The organism is Bacteroides sp. AF25-38AC (genome assembly GCF_003602995.1).
Taxonomy (GTDB): Bacteria; Bacteroidota; Bacteroidia; order Bacteroidales; family Bacteroidaceae; genus Bacteroides; species Bacteroides uniformis.
This window is the reverse complement of the sequence record NZ_QTMD01000007.1, coordinates 59,639-76,567: the sequence shown is the minus strand read 5'-3', so window position 1 is coordinate 76,567 and position 16,929 is coordinate 59,639. Positions and strand designations below refer to the sequence as shown.

Sequence of the window (16,929 nt, the reverse complement as noted above, 5' to 3'; positions counted from 1 at the left end):
AAGAAAAGAAATAGAAAAAGCGGATTTATTCCGCTTTTTCTATGTTCATTGTATTGTCAAAACCAATAATCATATTTACCAAATTGTATACGGAACTTTCGGGTATGCCGAGGGTTGCCTGATAATGGTACCCCTTACTATCCACACCCATGAAATTCATATCGGCAAGAATGGCCTGGTCCAGCATTTCGGCAGGGAATATATCCGCAAACATCTTTTTAGTGATGTCCTGGCCATAAAGCATCTTCTTCCCTTCGTATACACAGATGTGGATTACATTATCATAATACACATTGTCCACACTGATTCCATTTTCAGAATAGGAAGTCTTGAAAACCTTCATCTTTGAAGGGTTGATATATACATATCCCCTATATCTTGTATTCTTGTATGTTACGATACTGTCTTTCTTTATCACTTCCGGAGTAGTAGAAATGACCTCCACTTCTCGACTGGTGAAAACCAAAGAATCTTCCGCATTCTCTGATTTATGCAGTTTAATTACTTCGTCGGCCAGCGAGTGGAACCAGAAGCTGTATTCCGTTTGACGGTCTATCTTATAGGCCACCGGTTCATTGCTGTATATGTAGATTGTATCGTGAACAACCTTGAAAGGTACGGGAGCGCTTTGCGGGTTGGCATAATATACCGTATCCCCTTCGATGCGCATCAACGGCATTTCTGTTTCATCGTTCACCCAGATGCCTTGTAACAGTTGTTTTGCAATGAGGTCTTCCTTTACGGAAACCTCTCCTGTTTGTCTGTTGCTGCATGAGGCCAATGAGACAACAAGTACAATGAGAATCGCACTTCCTTTTATTGTCATAACGTCCCTATTTATTTCTTTTCTTTTTTCTGCAACTTTATTTTCCGATGCAATGATATGTGAAACCTTGTTCTTCCATATCTTTCTTGTCATAAATGTTACGTCCGTCCAATACCAACGGCTGCTCCATAGTTTTCTTGATGACTGCCCATGAAGGCAGGCGGAATTCTTTCCATTCGGTCACCAGCATCAGTGCATCTGCATCCAGCGCAGCATCATACATATCTGTCGCATAATAAATACTTTCTCCTATGCGGCGTCGGCATTCGTTCATGGCAGCCGGGTCGTAGGCACGTACTTTACAACCGGCCTTCAGCAACTCGTCAATCAATACCAGAGCCGGGGCTTCACGCATGTCATCTGTTTCGGGTTTAAAGGCCAGCCCCCAAATGGCAATGGTCTTTCCCTCCAAATCATTATTGAAATGCTTCTGCAACTTTTCGAATAAGATACTCTTCTGTTTCTCGTTCACCTCCTCTACTGCATGGAGTACACGCATCTTGTAGCCGCTCAGTTCAGCCGTTTTAATCAGTGCCTTTACATCCTTAGGGAAGCATGAACCGCCGTAACCTATCCCCGGATAGAGGAACTTGCGTCCGATACGGGTATCCGAACCGATACCACTGCGCACCATGTTTACATCCGCTCCCACCAATTCGCACAAATTGGCAATGTCGTTCATGAAGCTGATGCGGGTGGCAAGCATGGAGTTAGCTGCATACTTTGTCATTTCTGCAGAAGGGATGTCCATAAAGATGACACGGAAGTTGTTCAGCAGGAATGGTTTGTAGAGCTTGCTCATTATCTTCTTGGCTCGTTCGGACTCTACTCCCACCACTACACGGTCGGGACTCATAAAATCGTTGATAGCATTACCTTCTTTCAGAAACTCGGGATTCGAAGCGACATCGAAGTCAATGTTCATCCCTCTCTTATCAAGTTCTTCTTGAATGGTAGCCCGCACTTTTCTGGCAGTACCTACGGGAACGGTACTTTTGGTTACCACCAACACATATTTCTGCATATTGCGTCCAATGGTGCGGGCAACTTCCAGCACATAGCTCAAGTCGGCACTTCCATCCTCATCGGGTGGTGTACCTACGGCACTGAATACCACTTCCACCTCATTCAGACAACTCTCCAGAGACGTGGTGAATTGTAGGCGTCCTGCTTTCACATTCCGGCTAACCATTTCTTCCAGTCCATTTTCATAGATAGGAATAACACCCTTTTTCAGTGACTCTATCTTTTCACTGTTCGTGTCTACGCAAATAACGTTGACACCGATTTCCGCAAAGCAGGTTCCGGTTACCAAACCGACGTATCCTGTACCGACAATGGCTATTTTCATATTTTATTCATAATAGACCGCATCCTTGAACGATACGGCATGTCCGTCTTTATCTGATAATAGAAGCTGTTCCGTAGCAACGGGCCATTCAATACCGATGGCTTCGTCGTCAAAACGGATGGATGCCTCGGATTGTGGTGCGTATACGTTGTCTACCTTGTATGTAAAGACAGCTTCATCGCTCAGCACCAGAAAACCGTGGGCAAAACCACGCGGAATGAAGAATTGTCTTTTGTTCTCCTCACTTAGCTCCACACTGACATACTTTCCGAAAGTGGGAGAAGATTTTCTTAAGTCGACAGCTACGTCCAGCACTTTTCCCTTAATGACACGTACCAGTTTGGCCTGGCTGCAATCACCCTTCTGGTAATGAAGACCACGTAATACACCGAAAGAGGATTTGGACTCATTGTCCTGGATGAAGTGAACGTTTCCGACATGTGCACGGAACTCTTCTTCCTTAAATGCTTCCATAAAGTATCCGCGGGCATCATGGAATACTTTCGGCTCAATCAGCCATACGCCGTCAATCTCTGTTTGTATGTAGTTCATTTTCTTAAAATGTTTTATGTACTTTCAGTTGGAATCCAAAATTGTCTCCATATATCTCTCCCATATCCAATGCAAGGGACGCGTTGAAGCACCAGCCCTTCCATTTACGGGGAATATAGTAAAACGATGCAAAAGTAGAAAAATTTTCTAATATATCGGGTATTGGACGATGAGGAGTTCCCCAAGTTCTGTTGTGGGACAATTTTGCCACATATCTCCACTCACTGCTGATGTCGCCGCTCCATCCCAGATGCAGGGCCTTAACGCGATTGTACTTGAAACTCATATCGCCATCCTTATTATAGATAGGCGATGCTATCAACGGATTGGCTATCGCCATACCCCAATGTGCCCATCCTGGGTAGTAACCGTTGTTGTAGTAGTTGTCGGCTCCTCCGGTCTTACCTACTACAGAATTTTGCAAACCGTGCAGTGGACCGCTCATATTGGTAGTCTGGAGATATTCGATAACGATTCCGTTGATGGCTTGTCTATGGTTGGATTTATATTCCACACCCCATAAGCCATCCCAACCGTTGAGTTTGGCCATGGCGGAGAAGTCATCAAAATGATTGTCCAGATAGGCGCTGATGGAGAAATCTTCCTTAGGACGATAAGTCATTTTGATATATTCGCTACCCAGAAAATTGCCTTGGAAAGCCAGATGTTCACCTACCGGTCCGTCCTCACGCCCGTGGCCGGGGAAGAATACGCGTACGTAATCCTTCCATCCGTTGCCCAAGTCTCCCGATTCGGAACCTCCAATCTTGTATCCTCCGAATTGGGTGTCGAGGGTCATTCCGAGTTCCAGTTGCCATTTTCCTTTGGGTATACCGATACGCAGGAACCCTTCTTTATGATGGTATTTGATACTCTTGGTGTACCAGTATTTTTCTCCGACTTGCTCCCGCTGGTATTTGTTATCTGTAAACCATCCGTACGAGATTTCTCCTTTCAGGCCTAAACGGGGTAGCAACTGTACATACTCGGGTATGCCTATCTGTACTTGTGGGATGGGACGCGCATTACCCGACCAGGTCATGCCGCCACTGCTCAGCTCTTGATTCAGCAATGGAGAATTCTGTTCCCGGCTTCCGGCAAAGAATCCAAACCACTTGTAACGGATGTCTACGTAAGCCTGCTGTACAATGAAGGAGGTCATGCTGAATCCGGCTGCTGCAACCAAATCCAGTGCTTCTTCAAACTTCCATTTTCCAAGTTGGTGTTTGTAGGATATTCCTCCACGTATGTAAGTATTGTTGTCGAGCGAAGTGAGTCCTTGCTGGTTGCTGACCTGCCAAAGAGGAGTATTGTCACCGGTATGCAGGGCTGCTCCATATTCTACGAATGAGGACAGCTGCTGTGCCAGCATCGTGTTCTTTCCTATGAACAAGAAAACCATCAGACAGAAAATAATACGCATAATAGTCTTTTGTTAAGTGTTTAGGTTTGTATACTCTTGCGAGGGCAATTGTCTTTCTATTCTTGACGAGTATAGTTAAACGGTACAAAAGTAGAAATTTTTCCGGTAAAAATTCCTTCTCTTGCCAAAAAACCTTTTTCAAATACATTTTCAATGTGCAATGTTCATAATTTGTTGATAAGAAAAATGCTCTGAAACTAGCGTATATCCGATATTTCCGCTACTTTTGTAGCATGATTGAATTAGCACAGCACATAGAAGTATTGTTATTGGAGAACGATTGTGTCATTGTTCCCGGTTTGGGAGGATTTGTAGCTCATTATACTCCGGCAATGAGAGTAGCGGAAGAGAATGTTTTTCTGCCCCCTACCCGTATTATCGGTTTCAATCCTCAACTGAAGATGAATGACGGCTTACTTGTACAATCCTATATGGCTGTCTATGATACTGATTTTTCTGATGCTACGCGGATTGTAGAAAAAGAAGTGGCGCATATATTCACTGCTCTCCATGAAGAAGGTAAGGTGGATTTGCCCAACATTGGCGAATTGCGTTACTCCATTCATGGTATTTATGACTTTGTTCCCTATGACCACAAGATAACCACTCCTTACTTATATGGGTTGGATAGTTTTGAAATGCAGGAACTGGCGGAACTGAAGAAACCGTACATGGAAAAGACCATCCGTTATTCTGTTCCAGTTGTGCCGGAAGACAAAAAGCGAAGGTTTGAGATTAAATTCAACCGTTCCTATTTGTCGAATGCGGTTGCCATGATTGCAGTGGTTGCCTTGTTTTTCTTTTTGTCTACACCGATAGAGAATACGGAAGTGGTTGAAGGAAATTATGCGCAATTACTTCCGAATGAACTTTTTGAGATGATAGAAAAGGAATCCCTTGCCATTAATCCGATTGTTGTTAGCCGGAAGGCCGACACTCCGAAAGCGTCGGCTCAAAAAAACACGGGGCAGAAGGCAAAGAAAAAGGTGGTTCCGGTTGCCGTAAGAGAGGTTAAGGTGGGCCAAGCTAACGCGCAGAATGCTCCGGTTGTTTCTCAGCCTAAGCAGCAGGCGGCAGAAGTGTCCTCTTCAACATCTGTAACAACAAAGAGTGAAATTCAAAAGACCACAGCAGGGACTGTCGCCCCGTCACTTGTCTCTACACAGAAATACCACGTCATCATTGCCAGTGTAGGTACTGAGAAGGATGCCGAAGCAATGGCAAAGCAACTGATTGAAAAAGGTTACCCTCATGCAAAAGCAATTGTTGGAGATGGTAAAATGCGTGTCAGCATTGAGTCTTGTGGTACAGAAACAAAAGCATATCAGGCATTGAACAGAGTTCGCCAGAATGAAACGTATAAGAACGCTTGGGTATTAAAGAAGTAGAAAGTAATCTACCCTTGCTTTATTTTTTAATTCTTTAATTTTTAACTATCATGAAGCGTATCCGTTGTCCCAAATGTGAGAATTACTTAACATTCGATGAAACCAAGTATACCGAAGGCCAATCACTGGTCTTTGTATGTGACCAGTGTAAGAAGCAGTTCAGTATCCGTTTAGGTAAATCAAAGATGAAAGCCCCTCAAAAGGAAGAACGTCCGGATGAAGCGGAGTTTAAAGAGGCTTTTGGCAGCATCACGGTCATTGAGAACGTGTTTGGTTTTAAGCAGGTACTTCCATTGCAAGAAGGTGACAATATCATAGGCCGGCGTTGCGTGGGGAATGTTATCGATGTGCCGATTGAGACTTCGGATATGAGTATGGACCGGCGTCACTGTATCATTAATGTAAAGCGTAATAAGCAGGGAGTGTTGATTTATACCTTACGCGATGCTCCCAGCCTGACGGGAACTTTCCTTAATAATGAAATTTTGGGTGACAAAGACCGTATTCGCATTGAGGATGGAGCCATTGTAACTATTGGTGCCACTACTTTTATATTGCGGGCAGCAGAGCAGGAAAGCCTTTAGACAAAAAAGAAAACTGTGACTTAATTATTTCCCATCAAATGTGGTATAAATAAAGCAGACCGTATAAAAACTCCTTTTGTACGGTCTGCTTGTTTAAAATCATAGGAATTAAAGAATACCTTTTACTGTTTCCTGCATGCCTTTTTCTTGGATGGATTTTAAGAAGCAGGTAATCATGTCTGTCAATCCTGGAACGGTATTCAAGTCTCCGTGTTCCCCCCAGATAAGGTCTTTGGCTGCCAATACGCCTTCTGCCACTTTGCGGGTGTCCCCCGTTGCCCAAAGGTCTTTCAATAACTGCATGATTTCGGGAGCATCATTCGGGATGATTTCTGTGCCGTCTGCGCGGGTACCTCCTTTGTAGTACGTGATGATGGCAGCCAGTCCCAATACCAGACCTTTCGGCAGTTCTCCTTTACGTTTCAAGTAGGTTTTCAGGCCAGGAAGGTCACGGGTTTGGTATTTAGGGAAAGAGTTCAGCATAATACTGGTTACGGCATGGTCAACAAACGGATTGTTGAAGCGCTCCAATACATCTTCTGCAAACTTTTTCAATTCGTTTTTCGGCAGGTTCAACGTTTCCATCAGCTCGTCAAACATCACTTTATGGATGTATTGTCCGATTATAGGATGCTGGCAGGCATCGCGTACAATATTTACCTCCGACAGATAGGCTACTGGAGACAATACGGTATGAGGTCCATTCAGCAAGGTTACTTTTCTTTCGTGGTAAGGTTTTTCGGAAGGAACAAACAATACATTCAGTCCGGCTTTGTCGGCAGGGAATTCTTCGGCGACTTCTTGCGGAGCCTCGATGACCCATAAATGGAAAATTTCAGCCTGCACTACCAGATTGTCATCGTACTGTATCTTTTCTTTTATAGCGGCAATGTCTTTGTGGGGGAATCCTGGAACGATACGGTCCACCAGTGTTGCATACACACCGCAGGCTTCCTCAAACCAAGCTCTGAACTCATCACCCAATTGCCATAATTCAATGTATTGATAGATTGTCTCCTTCAACTTGTGGCCATTCAGGAAGATGAGTTCGCAAGGGAAGATAATCAGTCCTTTGCTCTTGTCGCCGTTGAATGTCTTGAAGCGGTGATACAACAGCTGTGTCAGTTTGCCCGGATAAGAAGACGCCGGTGTATCTGTCAGCTTACAAGCAGGGTCAAAGGCTATACCTGCTTCCGTCGTGTTGGAAATGACAAAACGCATTTCCGGTTGTTCGGCCAATTTCATGAACTCATCGTTTTGAGTATAGGGGTTTAAGGCACGGCTGATTACATCTATCATAGTCAGACTGTTGATGGTTTCTCCTTTATCCAGACCTTGCAGATTTACATGATAAAGGTCATCCTGGGCATTCAGCATGTCAACCATACCTTTATCGATGGGTTGGACTACTACCACATTGCTGTTAAAATCGGTCTTTTGATTCATGTTATAAATAATCCAATCCACAAATGCGCGAAGGAAATTACCTTCGCCAAACTGGATAATGCGTTCCGGGCGTTGTGCTTTGGGAGCAGTTTCTTTGTTTAATGCTTTCATTTAAAAAATGATTTAAATGGTTGATATGTAATTTTTTGATTATTCAAACTCAAAGTAAAAGTCTATGTTTTCCTTCATCAATATGTCGATGGGCATGTATTTCACTGCAGTGACCGGTCTTTTAAATACCACGTGGTTGCATAAAGTCTTCACGCCACAATAGCCTTGCAGGCCTGGGCGTTGACCGATGAGAAAGGTTACTTCACCGGTTTTCAGGAACTCTGTATTTTTGTGTAAAAGGTCATATCCCACAAGTCCTGCCAGCTTCTGCCCCTTTTCGTGCAGATAATTTGCCACCTGATAAACACGGGAATTAAAAACAGCTCCCAGTACGGCTTGGGGATGTTCTTTAAAAAAAGCATCCAACATCCGTCTGTTGCCGTCAGTATCTTCCTTGTGCAACACAATGTCATGGATAATCAAATCCTTATGTTCCTCGGAAAGGTATTGCATGAACCCCTCGAGGCGGCGTTGCATCTGGATTTCTGCCGGATTGTTTTTCTGATTGTTCAGGAATAACACAAGCTCCTGCCCTTTTTCATAGCTACGCATCAGAATCTTGGCAGCGATGTATCCGCTGGTTTTGGAATCTTGTCCGATATAACACAAGGCATGCGTCTGTTCAATATTGAAGTCTATGAATGCATAGGGAATATCCGCTTCCTCCAAATAAGCAGTGAGTTTTATGGTCTCCTCTCGGAAATTCGGGGCAACAAGTACGGCGTCGGCATTTTCCTCCCGGAGCACAGCACATGCTTCTTTATAGGAGGATTTGTCCGCATGCCGATAGTACAGATAGCTAACTCCAACATTGAACGGCCGTAATTCTTGTGCGGCACGGTCAATTCCCGCTGCTACAGCATACCAATAATCATGTTCTATATAATAAGGTATAATGCAGACAATATGATAGTGCTTTTTAGCCGCCAGCCCGATGGCAAACATATTGGGATGATAATCTATCTCGTCGAGTACTTTCTGGACTTTTTCCCTACTGGAAACGGATACGTCTCCGCGGTTGTGCAGTACGCGGTCTACAGTGCCGGCAGAGACGCCGGACATGCGTGCTATGTCTTTAATGGTATAGTTCTTGTTTTCCATCTTGAGGTATGCTGCCTAAGGCAGTAAAGGTGAGACGTCTGAAGCTTAAATATTATAAATATTCGCCGCAAAGATACGAATTATTTTGTTTCTCCAAGTAAAATTTCTACTTTTGTGTTCGATAACGGTTAATAAAACTAAAAACAATTATACGACCTATTAGCTTTACAATCAATACTATATAGGTGTAATAAATAGAAAGTAATATTTTTAGATACTTAAAACACAAGAAGATGAAAAACTTTATGGACGGAAATTTTCTGTTGCAAACGGAAACATCACAGAAGTTGTACCACGAGCATGCGGCTAAAATGCCGATTATCGACTATCATTGTCACTTGATTCCTCAAATGGTGGCGGAAGACTATCAATTTAAGTCACTGACTGAGATTTGGTTGGGAGGTGACCACTACAAGTGGCGTGCCATGCGTACCAATGGTGTGGACGAACGTTTCTGTACCGGTAAGGATACTACAGATTGGGAAAAGTTTGAGAAGTGGGCCGAAACGGTACCTTATACTTTCCGTAATCCGTTGTATCACTGGACCCACCTTGAATTGAAGACCGCTTTTGGAATCGATAAAATTCTCAATCCTCATACGGCCCGTGAAATTTATGATGAATGTAATGAGAAGCTGAAACAGCCTGAATATTCCGCCCGTGGCATGATGCGCCGTTATCATGTGGAAGTGGTTTGTACTACAGATGATCCTATTGATTCCTTGGAATACCATATCAAGACACGTGAGAGCGGCTTTGAAATCAAGATGTTGCCTACTTGGCGTCCGGATAAGGCAATGGCGGTGGAAGTTCCTGCCGATTTTCGCGCATATGTAGAAAAGTTGGCCGAAGTGAGCGATGTGGCTATTTCCTGCTTTGACGATATGGTTGCTGCCTTGCGTAAGCGTCACGATTTTTTCGCGAAACAAGGATGTAAACTGTCTGACCACGGAATTGAAGAATTCTATGCCGAGGATTATACAGGAGCGGAAGTTAAGGCTATCTTTAACAAGGTATATGGCGGTACTGGATTGACGAAGGAGGAAATTCTGAAATTCAAGTCGGCCATGCTGGTTGTGTTCGGCGAAATGGATTGGGAGAAAGGTTGGACACAACAGTTCCATTATGGTGCTATTCGCAACAACAATAGTAAGATGTTCAAACTGTTAGGTCCTGATACCGGTTTTGATTCCATTGGCGAATTTACTACAGCAAAAGCTATGGCTAAATTTCTCGACCGCTTAAACTCCAATGGTAAGCTGACCAAGACTATTCTTTATAATTTGAATCCATGCGCCAACGAAGTCATTGCTACTATGCTGGGTAACTTCCAGGATGGTACGGTTGCCGGTAAGATTCAATTCGGTTCCGGTTGGTGGTTCCTTGACCAGAAGGATGGTATGGAAAAGCAGATGAATGCCCTTTCTGTACTGGGCTTATTGAGCCGATTTGTTGGTATGCTGACCGATTCCCGTTCCTTCCTCTCCTATCCGCGCCATGAATATTTCCGCCGTACATTGTGTAATCTTGTAGGCCGTGATGTAGAAAATGGTGAAATTCCTATTTCCGAGATGGAACGCGTAAACCAGATGATTGAAGATATCAGCTATTATAACGCTAAGAATTTCTTCCAATTCTAAAAAGCAATAGTAAGCTATAAGTTATGCAGTTTCACCCATAACTTATAGCTTATCTAATATTCCTTTGATACTATCCAATCGTATAAAATTGGGATGTCGTATTTCCCCTTCATGTTGCTCGTATGCCCAAGTCACGTGGTATGGTACATGGGCAGCGTATCCCCCAAGTTCCAATACCGGAAGTATGTCTGATTTTACAGAATTACCTATCATCAGGAGTTTTTCAGGCGGACAGCCCAATGTATCAATCAGCCTCTGGTAATCATCGATTTTCTTGTCACTCATAATTTCGATATGATGGAAATATTCTCGCAGTCCGGAAGCTTCTATTTTTCTTTTCTGGTCGAACAAGTCCCCCTTAGTGGCCAACACCAATTTATATTTCCCATGAAGTGACGATATGGTCTCCTTCACGCCTTCCAGTAGTGTAACCGGTTTCTGCAGAAGCTCTTGTCCCCATCCTATTACTTCTTCTATAAGATGCATATTCCCGTTTCCGTCTGTCACTTTGCAGATGGTTTCAGTCATACTGAGCATTATGCTCTTCAGCCCATAGCCATACATATGCAGATTCTTCATTTCTGTTTCAAAAAACCTTTGTGATATGGATGAAGCAGGCAGATATTGCCTTAAAAGGTTACAGAATTTGTGCTCGAACTCCTGAATATAAAGTTCGCTTTCCCACAGTGTGTCATCAGCGTCAAAAGCTATAAATTCGATTTTATCTTTCATGAATGGTCGTTTTATAAAAGCGTCCAAAGATACGGAGTATTCTATATAAATGAAAAGATAAATAGTGATAAATGGGAAGTTAATATCTTGTCTGCAACTTATTAATATTGTGTTTGCAGAAAATTAATATCTTGCAAACACGATATTAATTTCCTATTTTTGCATTTATTTTTTCATTTAATACATAAATTTTAATCGTACAAAAGGATGATGACATCACCCCAACCCGCTTCCAAAGGCTTCAGCAGAGCTTTTTGGGTAAGCAGTACAGTAGAACTGTTCGAACGCATGGCATATTATGCTGTATTTATTGTTCTTACCATTTATCTTTCCAATATTTTAGGTTTCAATGATTTTGAGTCAAGCATGATTTCCGGTCTGTTTTCGGGAGGGCTCTATTTGTTGCCTATCTTTACGGGCGCATATGCCGATAAGATAGGTTTCCGAAAGTCGATGATTATTGCTTTCTCACTGCTTTCCATCGGGTATTTGGGCTTGGGATTGCTTCCCACCCTACTGGAAACAGCCGGTCTGGTGGAGTATGGCGAGACAACCCGTTTTTCAGGATTGCCGGATAGTAATGACCGCTGGATGATTGTCCCCGTATTGTTTGTTATCATGGTAGGAGGTTCGTTCATCAAGTCTATCATATCGGGATCGGTGGCTAAGGAAACAACAGAGGCTACCCGTGCTCGCGGCTATTCCATCTTCTATATGATGGTGAATATAGGAGCTTTTACCGGAAAAACGGTGGTCGACCCTCTACGGAATGTTATCGGTGAGCAAGCTTATATTTATATCAATTACTTCTCGGCTGCCATGACGGTGCTGGCATTATTGGCTGTCATCTTATTGTATAAATCGGCACATACAGCAGGTGAAGGGAAAAGCATGCGTGAAATTGGGCAAGGTTTTCTGCGTATTATCACTAATTGGCGTTTGTTGATTCTTATCCTCATCGTAACCGGCTTTTGGATGGTGCAGCAACAGCTCTATGCAACTATGCCCAAATATGTCATCCGTATGGCGGGTGAAACAGCCAAACCGGGGTGGATAGCCAATGTAAACCCGTTTGTAGTGGTTTGCTGCGTAAGTTTTATCACCCGGTGGATGGCAAAGCGCACAGCTATTACTTCTATGAATATAGGCATGTTTCTTATTCCGGTATCGGCATTGCTGATGGCATGCGGTAATTTGCTGGGCAACGATATTATTTCCGGCATGAGCAATATTACTTTGATGATGGTGTTTGGTATTGTTGTGCAAGCTTTGGCAGAATGTTTTATCTCACCGCGTTATCTGGAATACTTCTCTTTGCAGGCCCCCAAGGGCGAAGAAGGTATGTACCTCGGTTTCAGTCATCTTCATTCATTCCTCTCTTCTATTTTCGGATTCGGTATTGCGGGGGTGCTTCTGACAAAATATTGTCCTGATCCAGTCTTGTTTGAAACCCGCGAAGCGTGGGAAGCAGCTAGTGTCAATGCACATTATATCTGGTATTATTTCGCTGTTATAGGATTGGTTGCGGCAATAGCATTATTCGTTTTTGCCAAAACTACCGAATTCATCGACAAAAAGAAGAAGGCATAAGGTTTATATATTGCATACTTTTTGTATATTTGCCGTCACTTTTTTTAAAAGCGACGGCTTTTTTGTAATTAAGGAGATTAGGATGAAAGTAAAATTTATAAGCCTTGCCAGTGGAAGCAGCGGCAACTGTTATTATATAGGCACAGAAAAATATGGAATACTCATCGACGCCGGCATTGCAGTACGGACGATAAAAAAAGGACTGAAAGAAGCAGGTATCAGCATGGAAATGATACGTGCGGTATTTGTTACGCATGATCATGCGGACCATATCAAAGCAGTAGGCGGATTGGGTGAAAAACTGAATATTCCTATTTATACAACCGCCCGGATTCATGAGGGCATCAACCGGAGCTATTGCATGACAGAAAAGTTATATTCGTCTGTCCGTTACCTGGAAAAGCAGCAACCCATGCAGTTGGAAGATTTTCATATCGAATCTTTCGAGGTACCTCATGATGGCACGGACAATGTGGGCTATTGCATTGAGATAGACGGAAAAGTGTTTGCTTTTCTTACAGACCTTGGTGAAATTACTCCTACGGCCGCAGAATATATCAGAAAGGCCAATTATCTGATATTGGAAGCCAACTACGATGAGGAAATGTTACGCATGGGTACCTACCCCCAATACCTGAAAGAACGGATTACCAGCCACACCGGACACATGAGTAATATTGCTACTGCTGAATTTCTTTCGGAAAATATGACGGAACATTTACAGTATATTTGGCTTTGTCATTTGAGCAAGGACAACAATCATCCTGAATTGGCATATAAAACAGTGGAATGGAAATTAAGGGAAAAAGGAATTATCGTAGGAAAGGATGTACAGTTGTGTGCTTTGAAGCGTACTACTCCTTCTGATTTATACGAGTTTGAATAAAAAATCCCATTCCATCGCAAAAAACACCCCGTTTTGTTTGCACGAATAAAATAAAAGGACTACTTTTGCACCCGCAAACAAGAAATAAGGAATGCACTCTTAGCTCAGTTGGTAGAGCAACTGACTCTTAATCAGTGGGTCCAGGGTTCGAATCCCTGAGGGTGTACTTAAAAAAGGAACAACGACTGTTGTTCCTTTTTTAATTTGTCTTAACAAGAACATGCTTTGATGGGTATAAGCTCCTCATACGGAATCACTAGTAAATATATATATGAGGATGATACATTATTTTTCGTTAGTCCGCATAATAAATTCTTCAGAAGTTTGTTTTTATGCCTTTGCCCTCACCCGCTTGCCGCCTCTTCCGTCACATTCGAAAATATATGTCAGAAAATGAAAGTAGGAAGAAAACTTTTATTTCCTCCTACTCGTATATCTATATTTTGTATATTTGTACACACATCAATGATTTTAAACTAAAAGAAAAACAATATGGATAAAGATTCAAAGCAAGTAGTGGTTCTTCTGACACATCCCAATATAAAAGAGTCGCGAGCTAACAAGGCATTGATGGATGCTATTAGTGACATGGGAGAGGTGGCCATATACAATTTATATGAGATGCGTGTGGAAGATGCTTTTAATGCAGAGATATGGAGCACTATCATATCGCATGCATCTGCGCTTGTATTTCAGTTTCCGTTCTATTGGATGTCGGCTCCTTCTTTATTGAAGAGATGGTTGGATGAAGTATTTACTTATCTGGCAAAAACTCCTGCTGTGGCTGGTAAGACATTGATGGTGGTCACTACTGCCGGCTCTGAACATGATGCTTATAGAAGCGGAGGAAGAAATCGTTTTACGGTGGATGAGTTGTTAAGACCTTATCAAGCAAGTGCTGTACATGCCGGAATGGTATGGCAAACTCCTCTTATAGTCTATGGAATGGGGACCTCGGAAGCTAGTAAAAATATAGCAGAAGGGATAAATTGCTATAAGCAAAGAATTGAAGCATTGGTGAAGAAAGACATTTCCAGTGATAATTGGTAATAGTAGGACCATATCGAAATGGAACATTCTTTTTCATTTTTTGAATGTTTGTTTTTCTCTTTATCTTTTTCTAAAATCCTGATTATAAGCAATAAATAAAATATTGTATGAGTTGGCATATTTCTTGTGTTAACTCATACATGAAATTTTATATTAGGCAGTTATATACCACCCGACCCTAAGCCGGGTGGGTATAACTTATGTTTATAATTAGACTATTATGTAAATCATATATTATACTTTTTTTCGTTGTAGTCAATGACTTTCTTCAAAACGCTTGTGACTTCTTCCATATAATCTTCAAACATGGTATGAATTTTAATATCTGGCTTATCAAATCCTCGCATTGTTATACGAATGGTATAACCGTCCACTTTTTCTATAGTATTCTTTTTTGCTGTAGTCGCTCCTGCTAATGCTCCTACACCGCCAAGAAGGACACCACCGACTATCCCACGACCGATTATACTACCAGTTGATGTACTGGATTTATAAGATTTTTTCTCATTGACAGAAAAGTCTATAATATCAGAAAATGCGTGTACACATTCATTGATTACTATCTTCTCCGAATTAGAGAAAACCAGTATGGTGTCTTTGGTGTTTGGACGCCATGTGTTACGTATTTCAAGCGAAGGAGAGCCATATTCACTTTCAAACTGTTTTTTAAATAACTCATGTTCATCTATTACATTTTGATTTTGACCCCATCCTTGAACGATACTTATAACAACTACAATTATTGTAATCATCACAATAAATACTAATGTGTTTTCCTCCATTCTCTTATTCTTATTGGTTAATACTCAACTTCATATCATTGGGCAATAACCTAACGTAAGAGTATGAAAAGCGCAGACTATTGCCATACGCCTTCTTGGTTCACCACAAACCACAATACATTATGGGGAAGTCTGCGCCTAAATAGGTACAACTCACCCAATATGTATTGGTTCATAGCTCGTTATATTCCGAGGTGGTGATTCAGAAGGCGATTGAGCTATAATTTCATAAGAAGCATTAACTACTTAATTAATGCAATACAAAATTACTCCTTTATTTGGAACTTTCCAAATATCTCATATCTTTATCATGCTCTTTTTTATCGTCTTTTTGAGGTACGCTCATTTTCATAAGGAGTGTATTAAACTCCTTCTCTGAGGCTGTGACTTCTGCCTCCTTAATTGTTTCCTTTTCTTTTTTCTTTTTAGCCATGATAGTTTATAAATGTTAGACAAAAGTAATTAAATCTCTCAATATCACTAATGTTTCGGGTATTAAATCTGAAAACATATTCGTCAATATATCGCTGGAGGTGCTTTTTACTAACTGAGTAATATGTTCCGATTATCATTCTTTTGAAGTGCGACCAAGCATTTTCAATGCCATTTGTACTTACTTGTATGACTTCTCCCTTATCTGTTGTGTAGGTAGAGCCATAGTAATGTTTCTCATGGTCTACTGACCTTTGAATGTAATCACTGGTTATTCCTCCATAGTCCCAGCCGTCAGTATATATAACGCTGCCAGATTTAACATATCCTTTTATCAGAGGGAGTAGTGTCCTTACTTTGGTATCGGGCACTACCTTTGCTACTAAATGACCGTTTCTTTCCAGCATTCCAAATACCGGAACTTTATCCTTGAAAGAACGACCTTGACATTTCTCAACTTTCTTATCCTTATGCCGATTCTTATTCTTGCCCCCAACAAAGGTTTCGTCAATCTCAACTTCTCCTTTCAATTTATGTTCATTTTCAACTCCCATTGTTTCCCTAATCTTTTGAAGCATTTTCCATGCTGATTTCTGAGTAATATCCAAATCTCTCGCTAACTGACAAGAAGAAACGCCACGTTTGTGCGATAGAAACAAGAACATTGCATAGAACCAATATCGTAGTGGTAACTTTGTGTTAGCAAATTTAGTTCCCGTTTTCACGTCAAAGTATCTACCAGTATTCTTGCATTTATACTTCCCATTGCGACACTTGTAAACTTTAGATGAAGGGTCAAACGGAGAAACCGGATTTCCACCCCATCTTTTGTCCTCATAGTATCTAATGCAACTCTCCTCGTCAGGAAATAACTTAGAGAATATTAATTGTTTATCTGTCTTTTTCATAGTCATACTATTAAATAAAGTACAATACAATCAATAAGTTCGTAACTATCCAAGAGAATGAAGCAATACTTATTAACATCTGCATTTCGCTTCATAAGACCAATCAATATGTAAAAGAACACTCATG

Annotated in this window: 16 protein-coding genes and 1 tRNA gene; 7 read left to right on the top strand and 10 right to left on the bottom strand. The window is 41.7% G+C overall.

Going from position 1 to position 16,929, the window contains the following annotated elements:
* Positions 1–25: 25 nt before the first annotated feature.
* The 4 genes from DWY55_RS06710 to DWY55_RS06695 are packed head-to-tail and all read right to left on the bottom strand — an operon-like array spanning position 26 to position 4,152.
* Positions 26–826 carry a DUF4738 domain-containing protein gene (locus DWY55_RS06710; protein ID WP_005837141.1) on the bottom strand — a complete coding sequence of 267 codons (801 nt, stop codon included), beginning with the start codon at positions 824–826 and terminating at the stop codon, positions 26–28.
* Between the two features lie 37 nt (positions 827–863).
* Positions 864–2,177 (bottom strand): UDP-glucose dehydrogenase family protein, encoded by a 1,314-nt coding sequence (locus DWY55_RS06705; protein WP_005825480.1) that lies wholly within the window; start codon positions 2,175–2,177, stop codon positions 864–866.
* 3 nt (positions 2,178–2,180) lie between these two features.
* A complete protein-coding gene (gene rfbC, locus DWY55_RS06700; protein WP_008664570.1) occupies positions 2,181–2,729 on the bottom strand; it encodes a dTDP-4-dehydrorhamnose 3,5-epimerase in 549 nt (182 codons plus the stop codon).
* Between the two features lie 4 nt (positions 2,730–2,733).
* Positions 2,734–4,152 carry a capsule assembly Wzi family protein gene (locus DWY55_RS06695; protein ID WP_008664572.1) on the bottom strand — a complete coding sequence of 473 codons (1,419 nt, stop codon included), beginning with the start codon at positions 4,150–4,152 and terminating at the stop codon, positions 2,734–2,736.
* 233 nt (positions 4,153–4,385) lie between these two features.
* On the opposite strand from DWY55_RS06695, the gene DWY55_RS06690 reads away from it, so the two are divergent.
* Positions 4,386–5,540, top strand: a complete 1,155-nt coding sequence (locus DWY55_RS06690; protein WP_008664574.1) for an SPOR domain-containing protein — start codon at positions 4,386–4,388, stop codon at positions 5,538–5,540.
* A gap of 50 nt (positions 5,541–5,590) precedes the next feature.
* The gene (locus DWY55_RS06685) at positions 5,591–6,124 is read left to right on the top strand and encodes an FHA domain-containing protein (RefSeq protein ID WP_005825486.1); all 534 of its coding nucleotides are present in this window, start codon (positions 5,591–5,593) and stop codon (positions 6,122–6,124) included.
* Between the two features lie 108 nt (positions 6,125–6,232).
* Here the strand turns inward: DWY55_RS06685 and DWY55_RS06680 are convergent, their stop codons facing one another.
* Together DWY55_RS06680 and DWY55_RS06675 are read right to left on the bottom strand one after the other, a co-directional pair.
* Positions 6,233–7,681 (bottom strand): tagaturonate reductase, encoded by a 1,449-nt coding sequence (locus DWY55_RS06680; protein ID WP_008664577.1) that lies wholly within the window; start codon positions 7,679–7,681, stop codon positions 6,233–6,235.
* A 39-nt stretch (positions 7,682–7,720) separates the two neighbouring features.
* The gene (locus tag DWY55_RS06675; protein WP_035448524.1) at positions 7,721–8,782 is read right to left on the bottom strand and encodes a substrate-binding domain-containing protein; all 1,062 of its coding nucleotides are present in this window, start codon (positions 8,780–8,782) and stop codon (positions 7,721–7,723) included.
* Between the two features lie 233 nt (positions 8,783–9,015).
* On the opposite strand from DWY55_RS06675, the gene uxaC reads away from it, so the two are divergent.
* Complete coding sequence (uxaC, locus tag DWY55_RS06670; protein WP_008664581.1) at positions 9,016–10,422, top strand: glucuronate isomerase; 1,407 nt, start codon at positions 9,016–9,018, stop codon at positions 10,420–10,422.
* A gap of 42 nt (positions 10,423–10,464) precedes the next feature.
* On the opposite strand, the gene DWY55_RS06665 is transcribed toward uxaC, so the two are convergent.
* A complete protein-coding gene (locus tag DWY55_RS06665) occupies positions 10,465–11,154 on the bottom strand; it encodes an HAD family hydrolase (protein WP_005825494.1) in 690 nt (229 codons plus the stop codon).
* Positions 11,155–11,361: 207 nt separating this feature from the next.
* Between DWY55_RS06665 and DWY55_RS06660 the strand changes: the two genes are divergently transcribed.
* The 4 genes from DWY55_RS06660 (at position 11,362) to DWY55_RS06645 (ending at position 14,680) form a co-directional block, all read left to right on the top strand.
* Positions 11,362–12,744 (top strand): MFS transporter, encoded by a 1,383-nt coding sequence (locus tag DWY55_RS06660; RefSeq protein ID WP_005837133.1) that lies wholly within the window; start codon positions 11,362–11,364, stop codon positions 12,742–12,744.
* 82 nt (positions 12,745–12,826) lie between these two features.
* Entirely contained in the window at positions 12,827–13,630 is an 804-nt protein-coding gene (locus DWY55_RS06655) for an MBL fold metallo-hydrolase (protein WP_008664586.1), read from the top strand.
* A 93-nt stretch (positions 13,631–13,723) separates the two neighbouring features.
* Positions 13,724–13,796 (top strand) — tRNA-Lys (locus DWY55_RS06650).
* A gap of 326 nt (positions 13,797–14,122) precedes the next feature.
* Positions 14,123–14,680: an NAD(P)H-dependent oxidoreductase gene (locus tag DWY55_RS06645; protein WP_057258613.1), complete on the top strand. Its 558-nt coding sequence runs from the start codon at positions 14,123–14,125 to the stop codon at positions 14,678–14,680.
* A 227-nt stretch (positions 14,681–14,907) separates the two neighbouring features.
* On the opposite strand, the gene DWY55_RS06640 is transcribed toward DWY55_RS06645, so the two are convergent.
* The 3 genes from DWY55_RS06640 to DWY55_RS06635 form a co-directional block, all read right to left on the bottom strand.
* Entirely contained in the window at positions 14,908–15,462 is a 555-nt protein-coding gene (locus tag DWY55_RS06640) for a hypothetical protein (protein ID WP_117969056.1), read from the bottom strand.
* A gap of 274 nt (positions 15,463–15,736) precedes the next feature.
* Entirely contained in the window at positions 15,737–15,895 is a 159-nt protein-coding gene (locus DWY55_RS21975; RefSeq protein WP_165852979.1) for a hypothetical protein, read from the bottom strand.
* Positions 15,888–16,802: an IS1595 family transposase gene (locus tag DWY55_RS06635; RefSeq protein WP_117713590.1), complete on the bottom strand. Its 915-nt coding sequence runs from the start codon at positions 16,800–16,802 to the stop codon at positions 15,888–15,890. Before DWY55_RS06635 ends, DWY55_RS21975 begins: the two co-directional genes overlap by 8 nt.
* Between the last annotated feature and the right edge of the window lie 127 nt (positions 16,803–16,929).

Coding starts and splice junctions, on each gene's coding strand:
- DWY55_RS06710 (WP_005837141.1), bottom strand. CDS start 826: ATGACAATAAAAGGAAGTGCGATTCTCATTGTACTTGTTGTCTCATTG.
- DWY55_RS06705 (WP_005825480.1), bottom strand. CDS start 2,177: ATGAAAATAGCCATTGTCGGTACAGGATACGTCGGTTTGGTAACCGGA.
- rfbC (WP_008664570.1), bottom strand. CDS start 2,729: ATGAACTACATACAAACAGAGATTGACGGCGTATGGCTGATTGAGCCG.
- DWY55_RS06695 (WP_008664572.1), bottom strand. CDS start 4,152: ATGCGTATTATTTTCTGTCTGATGGTTTTCTTGTTCATAGGAAAGAAC.
- DWY55_RS06690 (WP_008664574.1), top strand. CDS start 4,386: ATGATTGAATTAGCACAGCACATAGAAGTATTGTTATTGGAGAACGAT.
- DWY55_RS06685 (WP_005825486.1), top strand. CDS start 5,591: ATGAAGCGTATCCGTTGTCCCAAATGTGAGAATTACTTAACATTCGAT.
- DWY55_RS06680 (WP_008664577.1), bottom strand. CDS start 7,681: ATGAAAGCATTAAACAAAGAAACTGCTCCCAAAGCACAACGCCCGGAA.
- DWY55_RS06675 (WP_035448524.1), bottom strand. CDS start 8,782: ATGGAAAACAAGAACTATACCATTAAAGACATAGCACGCATGTCCGGC.
- uxaC (WP_008664581.1), top strand. CDS start 9,016: ATGAAAAACTTTATGGACGGAAATTTTCTGTTGCAAACGGAAACATCA.
- DWY55_RS06665 (WP_005825494.1), bottom strand. CDS start 11,154: ATGAAAGATAAAATCGAATTTATAGCTTTTGACGCTGATGACACACTG.
- DWY55_RS06660 (WP_005837133.1), top strand. CDS start 11,362: ATGATGACATCACCCCAACCCGCTTCCAAAGGCTTCAGCAGAGCTTTT.
- DWY55_RS06655 (WP_008664586.1), top strand. CDS start 12,827: ATGAAAGTAAAATTTATAAGCCTTGCCAGTGGAAGCAGCGGCAACTGT.
- DWY55_RS06645 (WP_057258613.1), top strand. CDS start 14,123: ATGGATAAAGATTCAAAGCAAGTAGTGGTTCTTCTGACACATCCCAAT.
- DWY55_RS06640 (WP_117969056.1), bottom strand. CDS start 15,462: ATGGAGGAAAACACATTAGTATTTATTGTGATGATTACAATAATTGTA.
- DWY55_RS21975 (WP_165852979.1), bottom strand. CDS start 15,895: ATGGCTAAAAAGAAAAAAGAAAAGGAAACAATTAAGGAGGCAGAAGTC.
- DWY55_RS06635 (WP_117713590.1), bottom strand. CDS start 16,802: ATGAAAAAGACAGATAAACAATTAATATTCTCTAAGTTATTTCCTGAC.